The organism is Bizionia myxarmorum (assembly GCF_008086205.1).
Lineage (GTDB): Bacteria > Bacteroidota > Bacteroidia > Flavobacteriales > Flavobacteriaceae > Algorimicrobium > Algorimicrobium myxarmorum.
The window spans coordinates 1,793,373-1,816,362 of record NZ_VSKK01000001.1 but is presented as its reverse complement, the minus strand read 5'-3'; the positions used below and the strand labels follow the sequence as shown (position 1 = coordinate 1,816,362).

16 protein-coding genes are annotated in these 22,990 nt (G+C 33.6%); 9 read left to right on the top strand and 7 right to left on the bottom strand.

Annotation, left to right across the window (positions count from 1 at the left end):
- The first annotated feature begins 8 nt into the window (after window positions 1-8).
- The 4 genes from ES674_RS08290 to ES674_RS08275 all read left to right on the top strand — a co-directional run bounded on the left by ES674_RS08290 (window position 9) and on the right by ES674_RS08275 (window position 7,288).
- Window positions 9-698, top strand: coding sequence for an LOG family protein (locus ES674_RS08290; protein WP_148403468.1), 690 nt, complete (start codon window positions 9-11; stop codon window positions 696-698).
- Between the two features lie 498 nt (window positions 699-1,196).
- On the top strand, window positions 1,197-3,965 hold the full coding sequence (locus ES674_RS08285; protein WP_246125992.1) for a metalloprotease: 2,769 nt from the start codon (window positions 1,197-1,199) through the stop codon (window positions 3,963-3,965).
- 186 nt (window positions 3,966-4,151) lie between these two features.
- Window positions 4,152-6,563: an alpha-ketoacid dehydrogenase subunit alpha/beta gene (locus tag ES674_RS08280; protein ID WP_148403467.1), complete on the top strand. Its 2,412-nt coding sequence runs from the start codon at window positions 4,152-4,154 to the stop codon at window positions 6,561-6,563.
- Between the two features lie 248 nt (window positions 6,564-6,811).
- On the top strand, window positions 6,812-7,288 hold the full coding sequence (locus ES674_RS08275; RefSeq protein WP_148403466.1) for a hypothetical protein: 477 nt from the start codon (window positions 6,812-6,814) through the stop codon (window positions 7,286-7,288).
- 53 nt (window positions 7,289-7,341) lie between these two features.
- Here ES674_RS08275 and ES674_RS08270 read toward each other — a convergent pair whose 3' ends face one another.
- Both ES674_RS08270 and holA read right to left on the bottom strand, forming a co-directional pair.
- Window positions 7,342-7,902 (bottom strand): type 1 glutamine amidotransferase domain-containing protein, encoded by a 561-nt coding sequence (locus tag ES674_RS08270; RefSeq protein WP_148403465.1) that lies wholly within the window; start codon window positions 7,900-7,902, stop codon window positions 7,342-7,344.
- Between the two features lie 143 nt (window positions 7,903-8,045).
- The gene (gene holA / locus ES674_RS08265) at window positions 8,046-9,050 is read right to left on the bottom strand and encodes a DNA polymerase III subunit delta (protein WP_148403464.1); all 1,005 of its coding nucleotides are present in this window, start codon (window positions 9,048-9,050) and stop codon (window positions 8,046-8,048) included.
- Window positions 9,051-9,154: 104 nt separating this feature from the next.
- Between holA and ES674_RS08260 the strand changes: the two genes are divergently transcribed.
- From ES674_RS08260 to ES674_RS08250, 3 genes are all read left to right on the top strand, one after another.
- Complete coding sequence (locus tag ES674_RS08260) at window positions 9,155-9,601, top strand: type I restriction enzyme HsdR N-terminal domain-containing protein (RefSeq protein ID WP_148403463.1); 447 nt, start codon at window positions 9,155-9,157, stop codon at window positions 9,599-9,601.
- A complete protein-coding gene (locus tag ES674_RS08255) occupies window positions 9,598-10,578 on the top strand; it encodes a glycosyltransferase family 2 protein (protein WP_148403462.1) in 981 nt (326 codons plus the stop codon). Before ES674_RS08260 ends, ES674_RS08255 begins: the two co-directional genes overlap by 4 nt.
- A gap of 191 nt (window positions 10,579-10,769) precedes the next feature.
- On the top strand, window positions 10,770-11,606 hold the full coding sequence (locus ES674_RS08250; protein WP_148403461.1) for an OmpA/MotB family protein: 837 nt from the start codon (window positions 10,770-10,772) through the stop codon (window positions 11,604-11,606).
- A 475-nt stretch (window positions 11,607-12,081) separates the two neighbouring features.
- On the opposite strand, the gene ES674_RS08245 is transcribed toward ES674_RS08250, so the two are convergent.
- Window positions 12,082-12,702 carry an L-threonylcarbamoyladenylate synthase gene (locus ES674_RS08245; RefSeq protein ID WP_148403460.1) on the bottom strand — a complete coding sequence of 207 codons (621 nt, stop codon included), beginning with the start codon at window positions 12,700-12,702 and terminating at the stop codon, window positions 12,082-12,084.
- A 42-nt stretch (window positions 12,703-12,744) separates the two neighbouring features.
- Here ES674_RS08245 and ES674_RS08240 point away from each other — a divergent pair, with 42 nt between their 5' ends.
- Window positions 12,745-13,620: an alpha/beta hydrolase gene (locus ES674_RS08240; RefSeq protein ID WP_317132046.1), complete on the top strand. Its 876-nt coding sequence runs from the start codon at window positions 12,745-12,747 to the stop codon at window positions 13,618-13,620.
- A 4-nt stretch (window positions 13,621-13,624) separates the two neighbouring features.
- On the opposite strand, the gene ES674_RS08235 is transcribed toward ES674_RS08240, so the two are convergent.
- On the bottom strand, window positions 13,625-15,958 hold the full coding sequence (locus tag ES674_RS08235) for an ATP-dependent helicase (protein WP_148403458.1): 2,334 nt from the start codon (window positions 15,956-15,958) through the stop codon (window positions 13,625-13,627).
- 99 nt (window positions 15,959-16,057) lie between these two features.
- Entirely contained in the window at window positions 16,058-17,530 is a 1,473-nt protein-coding gene (locus tag ES674_RS08230) for a hypothetical protein (RefSeq protein WP_246125991.1), read from the bottom strand.
- 149 nt (window positions 17,531-17,679) lie between these two features.
- Between ES674_RS08230 and ES674_RS08225 the strand changes: the two genes are divergently transcribed.
- On the top strand, window positions 17,680-19,248 hold the full coding sequence (locus tag ES674_RS08225) for an FMN-binding glutamate synthase family protein (RefSeq protein WP_148403456.1): 1,569 nt from the start codon (window positions 17,680-17,682) through the stop codon (window positions 19,246-19,248).
- Here ES674_RS08225 and ES674_RS08220 read toward each other — a convergent pair.
- Both ES674_RS08220 and ES674_RS08215 read right to left on the bottom strand, forming a co-directional pair.
- Window positions 19,219-19,971, bottom strand: a complete 753-nt coding sequence (locus tag ES674_RS08220; RefSeq protein ID WP_148403455.1) for a LytR/AlgR family response regulator transcription factor — start codon at window positions 19,969-19,971, stop codon at window positions 19,219-19,221. The genes ES674_RS08225 and ES674_RS08220 overlap by 30 nt on opposite strands.
- Window positions 19,968-22,826: a sensor histidine kinase gene (locus tag ES674_RS08215; protein ID WP_148403454.1), complete on the bottom strand. Its 2,859-nt coding sequence runs from the start codon at window positions 22,824-22,826 to the stop codon at window positions 19,968-19,970. Before ES674_RS08215 ends, ES674_RS08220 begins: the two co-directional genes overlap by 4 nt.
- Window positions 22,827-22,990 lie beyond the last annotated feature (164 nt).

Genomic DNA, 22,990 nt, shown 5'->3' with positions numbered 1-22,990 from the left:
TTTAAAATATGAGAAAAGAACAACATCATAAACGTTGGAATGAAATAAAAACAAACGATTCATGGGCCATTTTTAAAATTATGGGCGAATTCGTTAACGGTTACGAAAAATTAAGTAAAATTGGACCTTGCGTTTCTATTTTTGGTTCCGCACGTACAAAACCCAATCATAAAAACTATAAACTAGCAGAAGAAATTGCCAGTAAAATAGTGGAGCATGGTTATGGCGTTATTACCGGCGGTGGTCCAGGAATTATGGAAGCTGGAAATAAAGGTGCGCATATTGCTGGCGGAACGTCCGTTGGATTAAATATAGATTTGCCCTTTGAGCAACATGATAATCCCTATATCGATTCAGATAAAAGTTTAGATTTCGATTATTTCTTTGTTCGAAAAGTTATGTTTGTTAAGTATTCTCAAGGTTTTGTAGTTATGCCCGGTGGTTTCGGAACCTTAGATGAATTGTTTGAAGCTATTACTTTAATTCAAACAAATAAAATTGAAAAATTCCCTATTATTTTAGTCGGTACTGATTTTTGGTCAGGCTTATTAGATTGGATTAAAACGACCTTATTAGACGGATTTGCTAATGTTAGCGCCAAAGATTTAGATTTAATTCACTTGGTGGATACAGCCGATGAAGTAATTCCCATTTTAGATAGTTTCTATAAGGAATCTCAATTAACGCCAAACTTCTAAAAATTTTCGCCTCAACTTCCTACATGAAAAAAAAATGGCCATTTTTGATGCTTTTTGGCGTCTTAAATTTTACAACATTGTTTTCGCAAGCATCCTTTAATGTGATGTTTTACAATTTGTTAAATTTTCCGAATGAAAATTCTGTTAATAATAAATTAGCGCATTTAGAAGTTATTAGGACAAATGATAGGAACACTATTTTTAGGACCTTTGAGATTTGTAAACAAAATTTACTAACTCTAAAAACGCATACACGTGCTAACTATTATAAAATTTAGGAACCTACAATAAGTTAGGGCAACTAGTCAAAACCATTACTGTTGAAAGTTCGTATACTTATAACGTAACCTTAACAAATTTATCCGCCGGCATCTATTATATTGTTGCCGCAAATGCGTCCTTTGAACCTTTAAAATTCATTAAAATACATTGAGAATATTCTATCTATTAAGTGTCCTATTTTTTGCTTTTAGTCTAAACGTAGCTAGCCAGAATGCTATGAACCTAAAAGCAACATTTAATGTGGAGAATAATCAAATTAAAATTTCACAAGAAATTACCTATTTTAATACCAGTCAAGATACACTTCAAACTATTTATTTAAATGACTGGGGTAACAGTTTCGCCACTAAAGATACGCCGTTAGCCAAGCGTTTTTCGGAAGAATTTAAAACCGAATTTCACTTTGCAAAAAACGAGGATCGTGGGTATTCTGTTATTACGGACATTCACCAAAATGGTTCTGAATTAAAATTTGATCGGGTTAAAGATCATATAGATGTTATTAAGGTTGAATTGGATACGCCTCTACTTCCCAACAATTCCTACACTATATATTTAAATTATATTGTTCAGGTTCCTAATGATAAATTCACGCGTTATGGCGTTACGTCCACGGGCGATTACAATTTGCGTTTTTGGTACATTACACCGGCAATATATAATGGCGCATGGAAATACAGCAGCAATAAGGATTTAGACGATATGTTTGTGCCGCTAGCTGATATTGACATGGAAATTACATTTCCACTGGCCTATCAATTGGTTTCGGAGTTGGATAAGAAAGATTATTACCAAGTTAAGGGTAATCAAGTTGTGGTTTTATCTGGTAAAAACCGTGTAAACTCCAAGCTTTTCTTAAATAAAGAATCACAATATCGGGATATTGAAACGGATTTTTTCACCATCGCTTCAAATGTAGATGATGAGGATTTAAGCCCGATGAATAAAGCTTTAGTTACCGATAAAATAGCCCAGTTTTTAAGCAATAACCTAGGCGATTATCCGCATAAACGCTTACTAATTACGGATATTGATTATCGTAAGAATCCCTTATATGGCTTGAACTTACTTCCAAGTTTTATCAGACCGTTTCCTGATCATTTTCAGTATGAATTGAAAATTCTAAAAACTGGACTTCGTAGTTATTTAGAAAATATATTGCTTATCAATCCAAGAACGGATCAATGGCTTTTAGATGGTATGCAAACCTACTATTTAATGAAATATGTGGATGAATTTTATCCTAATATGAAATTGGCCGGAACACTTTCTGATATTTTTGGATTAAAATCTTTTCACGCCACACAATTAGATTTTAACGCACAATACAGTTTTCTGTATATGCATATGGCACGTCAAAATATTGACCAGCCATTAAGCATGTCTAAAGATTCACTTTTAAAATTTAATGAGAATATTGCCAATAAATACAAAGCAGGCGTTGGTTTAAAATATTTAGATGACTATCTGGGGAATTATAAAATGACGGGGACACTTTTGGATTATCTAAATACCAATCGGAACCAAGAGGCTAATACCAACAATTTTAAAGACTTTTTAGAAGCCACAGCCACTAAAGATTTGAATTGGTTTTTCACCGATTATCTTCAAACTAAAAAATACATCGACTATACCATTAGCAGAGCAGTTCGGGAAAATGATTCCATTCGCGTGACGATTAAGAACAAATCGGATGCTAACGTGCCAATCTCCTTATTCTCATTTACCGATAAAACGGTAACCTCTAAAATCTGGTTGGAAAACATTAAAGATTCGATAACGATAAGCATTCCAGACACCGAAACCACGAGGCTGGTATTAAATCATGATCAAATTGTGCCGGAATTCAATGTAAGAAATAATACGAAAACTTTAAATAAAGCGCTTTTTAATCGACCGTTACAATTGCGATTAATAAAGGATATTGAAGACCCCGATTATAATCAGGTTTTTTTAATGCCCATTGTGGAGTTTAATAATATTTATGACGGTATAGTTTTAGGTGTAAAAGCCTATAATAAAACCGTGCTTCGGAAACCATTCTATTATAAAATATCGCCGCAATATGGTTTAAAATCCGAATCGCTTACCGGATCTATATCGCTTAATTACAACCAGTATATTGATGATTCTTCACATTTATATAATATTAGTTATGGTGTTGGCGCTAGTTATTCCAGTTATGCCAAAGATTTATTTGTAACCAAATTTACGCCAGGCGTTCAGCTATCTTTCAAAGATAAAACAAACTTACGCGCCAATAAGCGCCAATATTTATCGGTAAGATATGTGGATATTAATCGGGATTCGGATCCTTCTGCTTTGTTAACTTCAGAAACAAATCAACCAAATTATGGAGTTTTCAATATGCGTTATAACCATATTGATAAGGATTTAATTAACTATTCGTCTTGGTTTGCAGATATGCAGTTTGCCGAAAAATTCGGGAAGATTGCTTTAAACTATGAATACAGAAAGCTATCCAAAAATAACCGACAATACAATTTACGTTTCTTTGCAGGTGCATTTTTCTATAACAAAACCTATAGAGATTCAGACTATTTCAGTTTTGCTTTAGACAGGCCAACCGATTATTTATTTGATTATAACTATTACGGCCGCTCGGAAAGTGCCGGTATATTTAGTCAGCAATTAATAATTGCTGAAGGTGGTTTTAAATCTCAATTAGAACCAGCTTTTGCCAACCAATGGATTACCACCTTAAATGGAAGTATGACTATTTGGAAATACATCATGGCTTACGGTGACATTGGTTTAGTTAAAAATCACGAAGAAAGCACCAAAGTTCTTTATGATACAGGTATTCGTGTCAGTTTAATGGAAGATTATTTTGAGCTTTATTTTCCTGTATACTCCAATTTAGGTTGGGAAGTATCTCAACCACAATATGCCGAAAAAATCAGGTTTATTGTGACCTTGGATTTTAAAACGTTGTTAGGGTTGTTTACTAGGCGTTGGTATTAAATCTAAATTAATAGATTTGATTACTTTTCACTAAACAATCTCTAACAGAATCGGAAAATCAGCTATTATTTTACTTAATCAGTAGTAAAACCGTCATTTACCCTATAATTATTCAAATTTATAACAGTTTTCAGCTTTGTGAATCTTACTTATAATAATTACCTTTGCAAAAATATCTAGTTACCTATGAAAGCAAATCCTGAAGTAAATAAAGACCTTTCTTTTGAAGATTTTAAAACCGAAGTTTTATCCGATTATAACCTAGCCGTAACTTCACGCGAGTGTAGTTTGTTAGGTCGTCGTGAAGTGCTGACTGGGAAAGCAAAATTCGGAATTTTTGGCGATGGTAAAGAAGTACCACAATTGGCCATGGCTAAAGCTTTTAAAAATGGCGATTTTCGTTCAGGATATTATCGCGATCAAACGTTTATGATGGCTATTGGCGCTTTAAATATTGAACAGTTTTTTGCTGGATTATATGCCAACACGGATATTAAAGAAGAACCTATGTCTGGAGGACGCCAAATGGGCGGCCATTTCGCAACACATAGTTTGGATGAAAACGGGAATTGGAATAACCTTTTAGAGCAAAAGAACTCGAGTGCTGATATTTCACCTACAGCCGGACAAATGCCACGTTTATTAGGATTAGCGCAAGCATCAAAAATATACAGACATGTAAAAGGTATTGACACCACTAATTTTTCTAACGAAGGTAACGAAGTTGCTTGGGGAACTATTGGAAATGCCAGTACTAGTGAAGGGTTGTTTTTTGAAACTATCAACGCTGCGGGTGTTTTACAAGTACCAATGGTAATGAGTGTTTGGGATGATGATTACGGAATTTCGGTTCACGCTAGACATCAAACGACTAAAGAAAACATTTCGGAAATATTAAAAGGGTTCCAACGTGATGATGAGCAAAAAGGTTATGAAATCATGCGCGTTATAGGTTGGGATTATCCAGCTTTAATTGAAACCTACCAAAAAGCATCCAAAGTAGCCCGTGAAGAACATGTGCCTGTTTTAATTCATGTTCAGGAATTAACACAACCTCAAGGTCATTCTACATCAGGTTCTCACGAACGTTATAAAAATGAAGAGCGCTTGGCTTGGGAAGCAGCATACGATTGTAATGTGAAACTGCGCGAATGGATTATTGCAAATGGTATTGCAACTGATGATGATTTAGCTGAAGTAGAAAAAACGATTAAGAAACAAGTTCGCGATGGTAAAAAAGCAGCTTGGACAGCGTTTACGCAGCCTTTAAAACAAGAGCAAAATGAACTTGTTGCCTTATTGGAAGAAGTTGCTGCAGCAAGTGACAATAAAGTATTTATTGAAAAACTTAAAAACGATTTGGCCGGTATTTCAGAGCCTATTCGTAAAGATATAGTATCTACAGCACGAAAAGTGTTACGTTATTTAGTGAATGAAACATCCGAAACTAAAACGAAATTAGCTACTTGGATTAATGATTATATTGATGTGGTTCAACCGCATTATAGTTCGCATTTATATTCGCATTCAGATAAATCGGCTTTAAAAATTAAAGAAGTTAAGCCAACTTATGATGATAGTAGCGAAGAAGTGGATGCACGTTTAGTGATTCGTGATAACTTTGATGCTATTTTTAGCAAATATCCGGAAGCCCTTATTTTTGGTGAAGATGCTGGACATATTGGTGATGTAAACCAAGGTTTGGAGGGCATGCAAGAAAAGTATGGCGAATTACGGGTTTCAGATGTTGGAATTCGTGAAGCAACCATCCTTGGTCAAGGAATTGGAATGGCTATGCGTGGTTTACGCCCCATTGCTGAAATTCAGTATTTAGATTATATTCTGTACGCTCTGCAAATTATGAGTGATGATTTAGCAACCTTACAGTACAGAACTAAAGGCAGACAAAAAGCACCACTAATTATAAGAACCCGTGGTCACAGATTGGAAGGTATTTGGCATTCCGGTTCACAAATGGGTGGCGTTATGCATTTAATTCGTGGAATTCATGTTTTAGTACCAAGAAACATGACCAAAGCAGCTGGTTTTTACAACACACTTTTAGAAAGTGATGAGCCTGCATTAATTGTAGAATGTTTAAATGGCTACCGTTTAAAAGAAATGATGCCTACTAATATTGGTGAATTCAAAACGCCTTTAGGTGTGGTAGAAACCATTCGTGAAGGTAGTGACATTACGTTAGTGTCTTACGGCTCAACGTTACGTGTGATTGAGCAAGCTGCTAAAGAATTACAAGAAGTAGGAATAAATGCTGAAATTATTGATGTGCAGTCTTTATTGCCATTTGATATAAACCACGATATTGTAAAGAGTGTTTCTAAAACCAATCGTTTAATGGTTATTGATGAGGATGTTCCTGGAGGTGCCTCGGCATTTATTTTAAACGAAATTTTAAATATTCAAAATGGGTATAAACATTTAGATAGCAAACCAGAAACCTTAACCGCTAAAGCGCACAGACCTGCTTACGGAACGGATGGAGATTATTTCTCCAAGCCTTCTGTTGAAGATGTTTTTGAAGCCGTCTACAACGTGATTCATGAAACCAATCCAACAGATTTCCCTAAATTGAGATAAGTTTTATAAAGAAGCAAGACCGTCCCGAGAAGTATCGGGACTTCTAGAATCAAGAAAAAAGACTTGAATCTTTCATTCTTGAAGTTATAAATTTTAAAGACCTAATTGTTAATTCAAACAATCAGGTCTTTTTACTTTTAGTATATTTATACAGTTAAATAGAGTTGAAGATTAAGAAACTTCCTATTTTAGAAATAAAAATAATTTTAATAACTTAAATAAGATTCCCACTTTCACGGGAATGACAGATGAAAGCCGTTTCCGTAGTTACCATAAAAAAAGAATTGCAGCACAAGTCCGATAAAGAACTTATGGAGTTGGTATTGCGTTTGTCTAAATTCAAAAAAGAAAATAAGGAACTTCTTACCTATTTATTGTTTGAATCGCATGATGAAACGGGTTATATAGAATCAGTTAAAAGTGAAATAGATTTACAATTTTCAACTATCAACACCAACAGCTATTTCTATATAAAAAAAAGTGTCCGAAAAATATTGCGACTCCTGAAAAAATACGCGCGTTATTCCTTAAAGAAAGAAACGGAAGTAGAGCTCCTACTCCATTTTTGCCATTGTTTAAAAGATATGAGACCATCTATAAAAAACAATGTCACTTTAACCAACATCTATGATAGACAGGTAATGACTATTGAAAAAATAGTAAAATCACTTCATGAGGATCTGCAATACGATTACAACTTGGTTTTAGAAGAATTGAAAGCTTAAAAAAACGCAAACTGTAAAGTTTGCGTTTTTTTATGATCAAATAAGCGTACTAATTACGCCATTTGTTCTTGATGTTTACCTTCATAAACCTCTTCTACTAATTTAGCGTTAAAGGCTGGTAAATCTTCTGGTGAACGACTTGTTACTAATCCATTGTCGACAACCACTTCTTCGTCTACCCAATTTGCTCCTGCGTTAATAATATCGGTTTTAATAGATCCATAGGATGTCACTTTTCTACCTTTTAAAACACCGGCTTCTGCCAATAACCAAGGTGCATGGCAAATAGCGCCTACTGGCTTATGATTTTCAAAAAATGATTTCACAAAACTGACTGCTTTTGTGTTTTTGCGCAGTAAATCTGGATTCATAACCCCGCCAGGTAACATTAAGGCGTGATAATCCTTTTGAGAAACGTCATCTAAAGTTTTATCCACTTTATAGGCTTCTCCCCAATTTCCGTTTGCCCATGATTTAATAGTTCCAGATCCTAGTGAAACAATATCCACATGTGCTCCTGCTTTTTCTAATGCCTTTTTTGGTTCTCTTAATTCACTTTCTTCAAAACCATTCGTAGCTAAAATGGCTACTCGTTTTTTATTTAAATTCTCCATTATAAGTTTTTTTAAGATTATTAATTCGTTTACCTTAATATACTAGAATTTAGAGTGTTAATCGAATACAAAGCATCATTTAACGAGAGTTTAATATAAAGTGTTAAAGGATTCTATGGAGATGTTAATTTACCAGTAATATGTTAATACATAATACGTACAAGCAGTTCCTTCAGTAAATCGCTTTGCGGAACCGAGTTTGCTCCCACACCTTTTCCTTTCACATCAAAAAGACGTAAATCTGCAATTATGGCACTTACTTTTTTCATGGGATAATTTCTAGCTGCTACAATATATTCTTCCGTAAAATAAGGTGAAATTTTTAAAGCCGCGGCGACACTTCTGGCCGATTTGTCATTCAAACCATGCAAATGCAAGATTCGAGAAAAATAGGTGTATAAAAATCCAACCGTTAAAACCATAGGATTATCCTTGGGGTTTTCACCAAAGTATTTAATAATCTTGTTAGCCTTTAGCACATCACGATATCCAATGGCTTTATGCAATTCAAAATTATTATAATCTTTACTTATTCCAATGTTTTCTTCAATCAGTTCCGGCGTAATTTGCGTGCCTTCAGGTAACACAATTTTAAGCTTATCGAGCTCATTACTGATTTTACTTAAATCCGTCCCTAAAAATTCCGTCAACATCTGTGCCCCTTTAGGGGTTATGCTATAATTCTGGCTCGCCAAAACTCGGTTTATCCATGTCGGAATCTGGTTATCGTACATTTTTTTACTATCATGTACAATGGCGTTTTTGTTTAATTCCTTATAAAGCGTTTTACGTTTATCAATGGTTTTATATTTATAATTGAAAACCAGAATAGTGGAAGGCTGCGGATTTTTAGCATAATGGATTAAATTCTCAATAGTCCGGGATAAATCTTGAGCTTCTTTAACAATAATGACTTGATATTCGGCCATCATAGGAAAACGCTTGGCATGACTGACAATGTCATCAATAGTCACATCACGGCCATAAAGCACCATTTGGTTAAAACCACGTTCCTCTTCCGTGAGCACATTTTCTTGAATAAAATCTGAAATTTTATCAATATAATAAGGTTCTTCACCCATTAAAAAATAAATGGGTTTAAATTTCCGATTCTTTATATCGTTAACAAGTTGTTTGACTTCGTCCAAAATGGTTGACTTTCGAAATTAAAATACCTAATCCTAAAAAAAGCTTAAGGCATTTGGTTTTTGATTATTGTACGTTAACTTTGGCAAAACCGATAGTGATTTCTATGCAAGCACTCAATTTTCCGAAGTTTTCGTTCCGTTTCAAAAATAGCGAAAATAAAGTATCTATATTCGATCCTATTCGGAAAAAATTTGTGATTTTACAACCCGAAGAATGGGTGCGCCAAAATTGCCTTCAGGTTTTAATGGTGGATAAAAATTATCCAAGGTCCCTTATAAATGTGGAAAAGCAACTACGTATTAACGATTTAATCAAACGTTATGATATTGTCGTTTATAATCCGGATGGCAGCATTCATATTATTGTTGAATGTAAAGCGCCGAGTGTTTCTATTGATCAGAAAACATTCGACCAAATCGCCCAATATAATCTAACCTTAAAGGCCACGTATTTAATGGTTACAAATGGTTTAAATCATTATTATTGTCAGATGGATTTTGAAGCGGAACGTTATAATTTTTTAAAAGACATCCCTGATTATACCTTATGAAAATAGCCATTGTTATATTAAACTGGAATGGAAAAAAATTGTTGGAACAGTTTTTACCTTCTATTGTTGCTTTTTCTGAAGAAGCGACTATTTACGTGGCTGATAACGCATCAACGGATGATTCAATTACGTTTATTAAACACAATTACCCGGCTATTAGAATTATTAAAAACTCGGAAAACGGCGGTTATGCCAAAGGCTATAATGATGCTTTAAAACACGTTAAAGAAGATATTTACTGCTTATTGAATAGTGATGTAGAAGTTACTGAAAACTGGTTAGAACCTATTATTTTAGAGTTTGAAAACCATGCTGAAACGGCAATCATTCAACCTAAAATTCTAGACTATAAAAATAAGGATTATTTTGAATATGGAGGAGCTGCTGGTGGATTTATAGATAAATATGGCTATCCATTTTGTCGCGGTCGCGTTTTTGATTCTGTTGAAAAAGACGATTTACAATATCAAGGAAAAACTTCCATATTCTGGGCGTCTGGCGCTTGTTTCTTAATTCGGAAATCCGTTTTTGAAACCTTAAATGGTTTTGATGAATCGTTTTTTGCGCATATGGAAGAAATTGATTTATGTTGGCGCGCTTTTAATATGAATTATAAAACCATTTATATAGGAACATCTACCATTTATCATGTTGGCGGTGCCACTTTAAAAAACACGAATCCTAAAAAAACCTATTTAAATTTTCGAAATAGTTTATTCACTTTAACCAAAAACGCATCTGGAAATTTATTTATTTTAATTTTTATTAGATTAGTTTTGGATGGCATTGCCAGTTTAAAGTTTATATTTGAGTTGAAATTTTCACATATTTTGGCCGTTTTTAAAGCCCATTTTAGCTTCTACAAAAACCTGCCTAAATTATTAAAAAAACGAGGGGCATTACCACAGAAACCCCAGTATTTCAAAACTAAATCTATTGTTTGGGATTACTATGTTCGGGGCAACTACCGCTTTTAAAAAATAGGCCTTCGGAATAAAGCACATTTCTTTCTCTAATAAGTTAAAATAATTGAAAATAATATTTTAAATTGCTGATTATTAATTAATTATAAATTTGTTAAAATTTCTGTTAATCCATACAAAAGGAACTAATCTTTTACATAGTTTTGGTATGTTAACAATTAACATCTAAAATCACATTAAGTATTATGAAAAAACTAATTTTATTGAGTATTTCTGCTATGTTTATTTTGGGCTCATGCGTTTCTAAAAAGGAATATGCAGCTCTAGAAGCTAAACAACAAGAAACACAAGATTTATTAAATACTGCAACGGTAAAATTAAACTCATGCTTATCTAGAGCACAAGGTTTAGAGGACCGTATTTCAGATTTAAAGAAATCTAACGACAACCTTATTACAAGTAATGAGTCTTTAACTATGCTTACATCTAAAGGTGCAAGTAACGTTGAGAAAACATTAGAAAGCTTAAAAGAAAAAGATTTAAGAATTTCTAGATTACAAGATGCAGTTAGCAAAAAAGATAGTGTTATGCTAGCGCTTGTAACAAGTTTGAAAAAAGAAGTTGGTATGAACGATCCAGACATTCAAGTAAATGTTGAAAAAGGTGTTGTATTTATTTCTATTGCAGATAAAGTATTATTCCAAAGTGGTAGCTACAGTGTAACATCTAGAGCTAAAGAAATTTTAGGAAAAGTTGCGACAGTAGTTAAGAGCAAGCCAACATTTGAATGTATGGTTGAAGCACACACTGATCCAGTTCCTTATAACAAGCCACCATTAATTGACAACTGGGATTTAAGTGTTAAACGTGCAACTTCTGTAGTTCGTGTACTTGAAGATTTAGGTGTAGCACCTAAACAACTTATTGCTGCTGGTCGTGGAGAATTCCAACCTTTAGTTGATAATGATACTGCTGATAACAGAGCTAAAAACAGACGTACTAGAATCATAGTTTTACCTAAAATTGATGAATTTTATGACATGATTGACAAAGAAATGAAATTACTAGAAGCTGGTAACTAATATCTAATTAGTCTATAAGTATAAAGCCCAATCTTTCGATTGGGCTTTTTTTATGTCCTTTTATGAAATAGTAAAGAGAATTTTAACTTTTTATTAAATGAATCAATAATTGATAGCAATCGTGTTAATGTCAACCCTATATAAGCAGTAATTTACCTATACATTAATCATAGCTACTTTTTAATAGGTAATTAACTTCAAATAAAAAGTAAATAAGGTTTCCCCAAGCCTATTGAAACAGATTAATGTAAAACTAAATTAACTATTTAAAACCTTTTTTCATTATGAACAAGTCACTACATTACCAATTTGAAAGACGATCTAAAAACCATTTAGATTGGTTGATTAACATTATTAAATCTGAAAAATATTTTCAATCGGAGTCCCGAGCGTTCACGGCTCATGGAAAAAGTTTATATGCCAGGAAGCTACATTCAGCTTAAAATTTTACATAAAAGAAAATGGTATGGATTTTTTAGAAAATTTCTAAACTACCTTTCCCTTCACGAATAACTACAGGAATTTCTTCAGATAAATCGATAACCGTAGATGCGACGTTATCGCCATATCCTGCGTCTATAACCAAATCGACAAGGTTATCCCATTTCTCAAGGATTAATTCAGGGTCTGTGGTATATTCTAAAACCGAATCATCATCACGAATAGAGGTTGAAATAATAGGATTTCCTAATTGCTTGACAATCTCTAATGCAATATTATTACTAGGCACACGAATACCAACCGTTTTTTTCTTTTTAAAAACTGAAGGTAAGGATTTTGCTCCAGGCAAAATAAACGTATAAGGCCCTGGTAAAGCGCGCTTCAAAATTTTGAATTTTGCCGTATCTATTTGCTTCACATAATCACTTAAATTACTTAAGTCATGGCAAATAAAGGAGAAATTAGATTTTTCTAATTTTACACCCTTAATTCTGGCAATCTTTTCCAAAGCTTTTACATTGGTAATATCACAGCCCAAACCATAAACCGTATCCGTTGGATAAATAATTAAACCGCCCCTTTTCAAAACCTCAACAACCCGCTTAATCTCTTTAGGATTAGGGTTCTCTTCATATATTCTTATAAACTCTGCCATACTATTCTTCAAAAAAAATCGTTAACTTAAGCAAGATACTTAATTCTACTTATTATGAAAACTATTCAATCGCTCTTCTTTTACAGCTTCGCTTTTTTATTAATTTTCTCATGTCAGTCTGATGATGATGCATTATCTCAACCCGGATTAGACGCAACTACTTACTACCAAGAACTCAATGTTTCTTATGGTCCTGACGGCGATCAAAAATACGATATTTACTTGCCTGCCAATAGAAATATGGATACGAATGTGATGATTTTAATCCATGGTGGCGGATGGTCTGCAGGCGATAAAGCAGAAATGAATGAAGTTAAAGATGCCTTACTTAATGAGTTTCCAAATATGGGAATTGTAAATATGAATTACCGTTTAGCAGATGCTGAAAATGGACCGTATCCCATGCAGCTAAATGATATTACAACAGTTATTAATAAATTAAAATCTGACCAAAATTATTACGTCATAGATAATGATTTCGGTTTTATTGGCACGAGTGCTGGTGGGCATTTAGCGCTGCTATGGAGTTATGCTTTCGATATTAGTAGCGATGTCAGTATGGTTTGTAGCATTGTAGGACCCACCAATTTGGCCGATCCCTTTTATCTTGAAAGTGATATTCCAGAAATTCAAGGGCTTATTGCTTTGTTTGTTATGGATGCTTCCGTTGCTTATCTAGAAGAAGTGAGCCCGCTTAACCGCGTGACAGCTTCTGCGCCTCCAACACTTTTATTTTATGGCGGTGTGGATCCTTTGGTTCCTGTGTCTCAAGGAACCGATTTACATAATAAACTGGACAATTTAGGTGTTACAAATGAATTCACCTTATACCCAAACGGCGGTCATGGTTGGATTGGACCTGATTTAGTGGATACAACCGTAAAGTTAAAAGCTTTTATTCAAACACACTTTAATTAAAGCTTTAGCCTATAATTTCTAGTTTCGCAAAACGTAGTAATAGTTTTTTAACACCACCGTTATTGAACTTAATTTCAGCTTTTACATCGGCACCGGCGCCTTCAATTTGCAAGACTTCGCCTTTTCCGAAACGTAAATGCTCGACCATATTTCCAACAGCCAGTTTGGCATCAAATAAATTAGTGCTTGAACTTGCTTTACTTACAGGTTTTAAATTTCGAGAGCCTGGGATTTCTTTTTTCTCAACTTGTGAAACAGGTGCGCCTTTCTTTTTAAAGGTTGGCTGAACTGGTTTTTTAAATCGAACTTTATTGGGTTCAGGATCACCAAAAATATCGGCATCCAACATCGGGTTAAATCGACGTTCCTCAAGAGGTGTAATAATATCTAAATACTGTTCGTCTATTTCTTCAATAAAACGACTAGGATCTGAATCTATCAGTTTTCCCCAACGGTATCTGGATAATGCATAGGTTAAATAGGCTTGTTTTTCAGCACGCGTCAATGCTACATAAAATAAACGTCGCTCCTCCTCCAACTCGCTTCGGGTTCCCATACTCATGGCAGACGGAAATAAATCTTCTTCCAAACCAACAATATAAACATACGGAAACTCCAAACCTTTCGCCAAATGAATCGTCATTAAAGCCACGTGATCGGCATCGCCTTTATCAGCATCTAAATCGGTGGCTAAAGCTACATCTTCTAAAAATTCAGCTAAAGACGCTGTAGCATCAACAATTTCTCGTTGACCTTCAACGAAATCTTTAATCCCGTTTAAAAGTTCTTCAATGTTTTCCAATCGCGCAACACCTTCTGGCGTGCTATCTTTATTCAATTCGCGAATTAAGCCACTTGCTTTAGCCACATGATCAGCCAACTCAAATGCATTGGCTGTTTGGTTCATGACTTGGAAACTTTCAATAAGTGTGGTAAAGTCACTTAATTTATTTCGGCCACCAGAATTGATATTAATATCTACTTTATCAATATTTTGAAGGACTTCAAAAATAGTTTTTCCATAGCCGTTAGCCGCTATAACCAATCTATCCATAGTCGTCTGGCCAATACCACGCGGTGGATAATTTATAACGCGTTTTAAAGCTTCTTCATCTGCAGGATTGATTATGAGTCGTAAATAAGATAAAACATCCTTAATTTCTTTACGCTGATAAAATGACAATCCACCATAAATACGATATGGAATATCCCGTTTTCTTAAGGCATCTTCAATGGAACGCGATTGCGCATTGGTTCTGTATAAAACCGCAAAATCACTATTCATTAATTGATTTTGCATTTTGTTTTCAGAAATAGAACTCGCTACAAAACGCCCTTCATCACCATCCGTTAAGGAACGATTGACTTTAATTTTAGCACCTTCATCATTAGCCGTCCAAACAATCTTATCTAATTTCGTTTGGTTTTTTTCGATTATAGAATTGGCAGCATTTACAATATTCTTGGTAGAACGGTAATTTTGTTCTAATCGGAAAAGCTTCACATCATCATAATCTTTCTGAAAGTTGAGAATATTGTTAATATTAGCACCACGGAACGCATAAATACTTTGCGCATCATCACCAACCACACAGATATTTTGAAATCTATCAGACAAGGCTCTAACAATTAAATACTGGGAATGGTTTGTATCTTGGTACTCATCCACCAAAATATAGCGAAATTTGTCTTGATATTTAGCCAGTACTTCAGGGAAACGCGTTAAAAGCTCATTGGTTTTCAATAACAAATCATCAAAATCCATAACGCCTGCTTTGAAACAACGCTCTACATAGTTTTTATAAATATCGCCTAATCGTGGACGTCTAGCCATTTTATCAGCTTCCATTAATTCTGGATTTTGAAGATAGGCTTTCACCGTAACTAAGTTGTTTTTGTAAGATGAAATTCGCGAGCGAATCTGTTTAGTTTTATAAATTTCCTTATCCAGATTCATTTCTTTGATAATGGCACCAATTAAACGATCCGAATCCTGGGTGTCATAAATTGTGAAGTTGCTTGGATAGCCTAATCTATCTGCCTCAATTCGTAAAATTTTAGCGAAAACCGAGTGAAAGGTTCCCATCCATAAATTTTTAGCCTCGCTGGCACCAACAATGGTAGCTATACGCTCTTTCATTTCGCGCGCTGCTTTGTTGGTAAATGTTAAGGACAAAATATTAAAGGCATCCACACCTTGACTCATTAAATAGGCAATACGATAGGTTAGCACGCGTGTTTTTCCAGAACCAGCGCCTGCAATAACAATCATCGGTCCATCTTTCTGCAACGTTGGCGCTAGTTGCGCTTCATTTAACTGGCTTAAATATTTCTCCAAACTTCAAAAATTTTTAAAGTGTAAAATTAGCCATTGTTAGCCGCTTAGGCAGTCAGAATTACGAATAATTATAAACAATTTTATGTTGATTGAGGAACCTTATTCAAAAGTCATAGCTTTTAGCAAACCGGCTCGCGTATTAATCCAGATATAATTGAAAACGGATTGATTTTTACTTCTTTCAACCCCTTCCTTTGAAACTTCTATAAACTGGGAATCGTTTTTCTTACTATCTTTTGAAACAAAAATATTAGCAATACCGGACAGGAATTTATTATCTTCTTTCCCATTCTCTTTTAAAATAATAACATCAAAAGCTTGATAACTAACTTTAAAATCAATTCGCGATAAATCATCAGTCCCGCCTATTGTCAAATAGGTTTTTTCAAGTTGACCTTCCAATCGCACATTTAAATTAGGAACCAGAAATTTATTCAAATAAGATGCTTGTAGCAAATCTATTTCTGCTTTAAATAAAAATAAATCGGTATCATCATTTACATCAAATTCCCAATAAGCTTTCAAAGGTGCATGATCCATAAACTGGGTGTTAATATCTAAAGTCGTTTTTGTAGGCACCACATAAGTATTACTAACATTTTTTATGGTGGCCTGAAATTCATTAAAATTAACCGTACCGGCTTGACGATCGACTTTAACCTTTTCCGAATAGCTAATATTGGCATCGGCAATTTTAATTTCGTCTATGGATAAGTCAAACTTTAAATCGCGTAACATTTTACTGTATAGCGGCTTAATACTTTCATCATCCGCTACCAACTTATCACGGTATATTTCAGCGTTCGGTTCGGTAAACGTAATTTTAGGACTTTTAAACTGGAAGATAGAATCCTGACGGAAACCATATTTAAAATCATTTATGTCAATTGATTTTACAACAACATTATAATGATCTCGCTCTACAGGAAGGATTTGAGATAATTTTTGTTTGGTATATTTTGTTTTCAACGTTAATTCTTGCAAACTAACATGTTGATTCTTGATTTCAGAATGGCCTAAAGTTAAATCCTCATAATCGCCCATTCTAAAAAACAAGCTTTCGAAGACCAGATTTATATCGGCATAAGCTATGGGGATTTTTTGTGCGCTTGTTTTTTCATCAAAACGAATATCTTTTAAAGAAAATTTCGTGTTTTCTACTCGCAACATTAACGAATCCGTTTCAACATTCCTAATTTGAATATTGGCACTGTTTATAAAGAAACCATCAACCTTTACCGTTTTATCATATGGCTTATTGGAAGACGATTTATAGTTTGATTTTTGAATTTTAGCATTGTGATTATAAATAATATTAGGACGCTCTAATTGAATATTAGAAACATGAATAGTATTATTAACCAAATAGCTCCAATAACTCACGTCTGAAACCTGTAATTGTTCCAATTTTGCAGTGGCTAATATGTCATTTGTTGTTTCACCAATCCGCGAAACTTCAACCTGATTTAGCGACAAACTTCCCGAAAAAATATTCAAATTTAAATCGGAATATGTCAACTGTATGGTATCTGGAAGATCATTTTTTAAGTAGTTCTCAATTTTGTTTTTCATAAACCACTGTAAAACAAATAACAACAAAATAACTCCAACAATAATACCGCCAGAAATTTTTAACCAAAATTTTAAAGATTTTCCCATTTAATAAAGATATCCAAAATTCCAAATATATTTTAAATATCTTTGCTTAAAAATTAATTGATATGAATGCTTTCCTCGATTTTCTAGGTGAAATCTCATGGTGGATGTGGATACTTATTATACTTGTTCTAGTTGCTATTCGTGATGTATTTTTCCAAAGACGTCATACAATTAGTCATAATTTCCCAATTGTAGGTCATTTTAGATATATGTTAGAAAAAATTGGCCCAGAATTGCGCCAGTATTTAGTTGCTAATAACCGTGAAGAATTACCTTTTAACCGCATAGAACGTGGCTGGATTTATGCATCTGCAAAACATGAAAATAACTACGAAGGTTTTGGTACCGATCGTGATATATACGCACATCAGCATATTTTTATTAATAATGCTATGATGCCTTTTAAACTTCCAGACAATCATCCTAATACTGCAAATCCTAACTTTTTACCTTGCGCCAAGGTTATGGGCCTTTATAATAATAGAAGGAAACCATTTAGACCCGCTTCTGTAATTAATGTGAGTGCCATGAGTTTTGGATCCTTATCAGCTAGAGCTGTGGAATCTATGAATAAAGGGGTTAAAATGTCTGACGCTTATCATAATACCGGTGAAGGTGGTTTATCTCCTTACCATTCTCATGGTGGTGATGTGATTTTCCATTTTGGAACAGGTTACTTCGGTATTCGAGGTGATGACGGTAATTTTTCTATGGAAAAACTTATTGATCTTGTTGAAAAAAACCCGTTTGTTCGTGCCATTGAAATTAAGCTTTCTCAAGGTGCTAAACCAGGAAAAGGTGGCGTCCTTCCAGCAGCTAAAATTACGCAAGAAATATCAGATATTAGACACGTACCGTTAGGACAAGACGTATTATCGCCGCCTAATCATTCCGCTTTTTCTAATGTTCCAGAAATGCTAGAGCTGATTGAACAAATAGCAGAACAAACAGGATTACCTGTAGGTATTAAAGCGGCCATTGGAAAATTAGAACAATGGGAAGAACTTGCCGATTTAATGGTGAAATCTGGAAAAGGTCCCGACTTTATCACGGTTGATGGTGGCGAAGGTGGAACTGGTGCTGCACCTCCAAGTTTTGCAGATCACGTTTCTCTGCCATGGGTTTATGGCTTTAGTGATTTGTACAAGGTATTTAAAAACAGAAACCTAACAGATCGTATTGTTTTTATTGGAAGTGGAAAATTAGGTTTCCCAGCCAAAGCGGCTATGGCATTTGCTATGGGCGCCGACTGTCTTAACGTAGCTCGTGAAGCCATGATGAGTATTGGCTGTATTCAAGCTCAAATTTGCCATACCAACCGTTGTCCAAGTGGTGTAGCTACCCAAAGTAAATGGTTGCAAAGTGGTATTGACCCGACGTTGAAATCCGTGCGATTAGCACAATATTTTAAAACGTTTAGAAAAGAATTTATCGAAATTACTCATGCGGCTGGATATGAACATCCTTGTCAATTTAAAATGAGCGATGTTTGCGTAAATGTGGACGATTCTAATTTAAATAAAGAATTGGATAGAACCTATATGTATAACAAAGCTATTGTTCCATTTACAGGGATGCAATCTTTAAAAGATTGTCAGTATTTAGGAGGTTTTAAAGGTAAACAGGTTTAGAAAGGCCGTTTTGTTTGTTTTGGATATAGGTACGCGGTATTCATTATCCAAAACAACATAGCCTTCGTTTTCAAAATGTCTTACTTTTTCTAAATTTATAATATGCGACTTATGGCATTTAAAAAATTTAGAACTCAATAACTTTTCAAATTTCCCTAAATTGTAGGAACTTATTATAGTTTCACCCGTTGTAATGTGAATTTTGGTGTACCCATCATAACCTTCTAAATGATAAACCTCATCTTGTGGTATAAATGAAATTCCTTTTTGTGTTGGGATTATTATTTTATTGTTTTTGGAAATATTCTCCTCTAAAAGACTCACCAACTTTAAATTGCTTGAACTTTCTTTCTGAAGTTTTATTATAGCTAAAGCTTTATTTACAGCAGCTACTAAATCGTCGTTATCTATAGGTTTTAAAACATAGTCAATGGCTGATTTTTTAAAAGCATCCAAGGCATATTCGCTATGAGCCGTTACAAAAATCACTTGAAAATTAACGTCCTTTAATTTTGAAAGTAATTCAAACCCATTAATTCGTGGCATTTGAATATCTAGAAACAACAAGCTAATATCCTGTTTTTCTATAGCCTCTATAGCATCTTCAGGTTTCTGGTAGGCTCCCAAAATTTGAATTTCCGGAAATAAACTTTCAATCTTTTTCTGTAAACTTTTTAAGTTTGAAACCTCATCATCTACCAAAATGGCGGTTATGTTTTTCATTTTATATTATGCTTAATTAAAAATACCGATTTATTCCCTTTATCTTCCTTGTCTGCATGTAATTCTTCGCGCTTATACCCGATTTCCCATTTTTTAGAATGATTTAAAAAATGCAATCTATCCTTTAAAACATTAGAAGATTTTACTTTTCCAGTCATGCGCTTTTTGGTATTTACAAAGCCAACGCCATCATCAATTATTTCTACCATAAAAGTTTGCGCGTCAAAATAGGTGAAGTTTATAGTTACCAAACCATTTTCCATTTTATTAAAAATACCATGATTCACCGCGTTTTCAACAATGGGTTGCAATAACATGGTTGGAATTTTGGTGTTTTTGGAATCCAAATTGGAATCTACATTAATTTCAAAATTTAGTTTTTCTTTAAAGCGTAGTTTCTCAATTTCTAGATAGTTTTGAAGTAAGCCGACTTCCTTTGCCAAGGATATTTCGTTTTCTTTTGAAAGCTCAAAAAATTGACGAATGAGTTTAGAAAATTTCACTAAATACATTTCGGAAGCTTCAAAATTATTTTCACCGATATAATATTGAATGGCCGATAAGGAATTAAACACAAAATGCGGATTCATTTGAGATCGTAAGGCTTTTAATTGCAATTCCGACAAGCGTTTATCTTCAAATATTTTCTGATTCTTCTGAAATTGTGAACGTTTTACAATATATCGAGAAATGAGTACCACAATTAAAATACCTAATAATAATACCGAAATTTGAAACCATAGCTTCTGCCACAGCAAAGGCTTTATAGTAAAACGTAATTGTTTATTTATACCACTAGCATCTATAAACAAGGTGTATTTATCTGGTTGAAGATTGTTGAAATTAAGATTGTTAGTAGTTGTCTGGCTCCATTCTTTATGAATGGGTTCTAATTTATAACTATAAGATATATCTTTCTGATTTTCAGAAAAGTTAATATTAGAAATTTTTATATGTACATTATTGCTGCTTTCATATTCAAATTCCGAATTACTAGCAAAAATATCAAGGCCATTGTAAAAAGCTTCCTCTATATAAATATCTAATAATTGCGTTGATGCTTTCTGGTTTTTAGGCAAAACAGCAATACCATTGTCAGTGCTTGCTATAAGCTTATTCCCCTTAATAATAACATCTGTTACATGATTAGATGGCAACCCATTATTAACAGTAATATACAATTGTAACTTGTATTTTTCCTTGCGCTTTTTATATTTTATAATACCGGACTCTGTTGCCAACCAAATATTATTACCTTCAATAAAAGCATTATTCACAATTAGAAAATCGGAATCTGGCAACAACTTAATAGTTTTTAAATCTGAAATATACGTACCAAAACCATCTGTATTTATTAAAATTTCAGAATTGGAAAGTTTTGTGATACTTAAAACAGGTTTATTAAACTGTTGATTATTAAAATCAAATGCATTAAATTTATCGTCTTTAAAATGCATTAATCCATTGGCTGTAGCGCCAAGAAATTGATTATTAAAAATGAATAATTGATTAATGGCACTTTGCTGATAAACCGCTTCAACTTCAAAACTAGAGGGGTTTATTCTATTAATACCAATAGAATATGCACCGTACAAAGCATTATTATAGAACACCAATTGACGCGCTTTATCATTGACAGAAAACTTTTGTTCTAAAAAACTGAAATGCTCCGCTTTATTATTTTTTAAAGCTGTAATATTTGATTCAGACAGGTAATATTCTGTTTGTAATGCTTCAATGTAGCTTGAACCGTAAACATATTCATCTTCCTTTATAAATGGTGAAAATGTGCTGGTAGAATCGTTATACTTATAGAATCCTTTATTAAAAACATTTGCAATAATTTTATTATTAACATGACTTATGCTGGTGATTTTCTCGGAAGCTAAGCAATAGGTAATATTTTGTTTTTCTATAGGTAAATAGTATATGCCATCTGTAAAAGTGGTTAACCAAATACCACCAGAGCTATCCATAAAACCAAAATGCGCATCCAAATGTTCAGGAATGTAAAATGTTTTGGACATATGGAAATTTGAGTCCAATAAACCAATAAATCCTTTTCCGGAAATTTGTAAATCGTTATTAACTAAATTAATCCGTGCATGATTAGCATCATCTAATCCTATTTCATTACTAAAATCACGTTTATATAATTGTAAGGTGTTTAAATTAAAAATTGCATATTTTTTTGCATCTACCCAAAAAAATAGGCTATCTGTAATTTGGCCTCTTTTATGAATTTTATCTAATCTATCTATAAAGTCGAAGGTTTTAACGGCCTTATTATTGATGTCTAGAACTGTTATGGAATCATATTTCGCCGTTGTTATAAAATTTGATACAGATTGATGTTTAATATAACTGTGCGGAACAGAACCTTTTATTGGATAATTTTCAAGGGTTTTCCACTTTTTATCTTTTAATATATGAAATTTTGAAGAGCTAGTTAAAAAAATTTCGTTTCCAATTTGACTTGTAAAAATGGGATTAAAAATCTCACCTTTCTGCTCACTCTCAAAAGCATAAACACTATCATTTTCAATGTATCCTAACTTAGAAGCTTTGGAGAGATACCACAATTTACCATCTGGCGTTGGATACATGTCCCAAACATCATTGGTTGCCAAACCATCTCTTGTGGTAAAAGTTTTCATGGTATTGCCATTATATTTTACCAAGCCTTTATCTGTAGCAAACCATAAAAAACCTTTAAAATCTTGAGCTACTTTATACACATGGTTACTGGGCAACCCATCTTTTGTGGTATAATTTGTGTATTGCTGCGAGAAAGAAATAGTACTTATAAAAAGAAATGCATACGAGAGATATTTCTTTTCTGTTATTTGTCCCAAATTTTTGGGGAAAATATTTAAAACAGAAAAAAAACACCCTATTAATTTGGATACTATTAAGATAGGACGTTTTTTATGTTTCAATAGATATATTGGAATTGATTTTTACAAAAGTAATGATTTTGAAACTCTATTTATTTTAGACTTTAGTACGGTTAAAATTC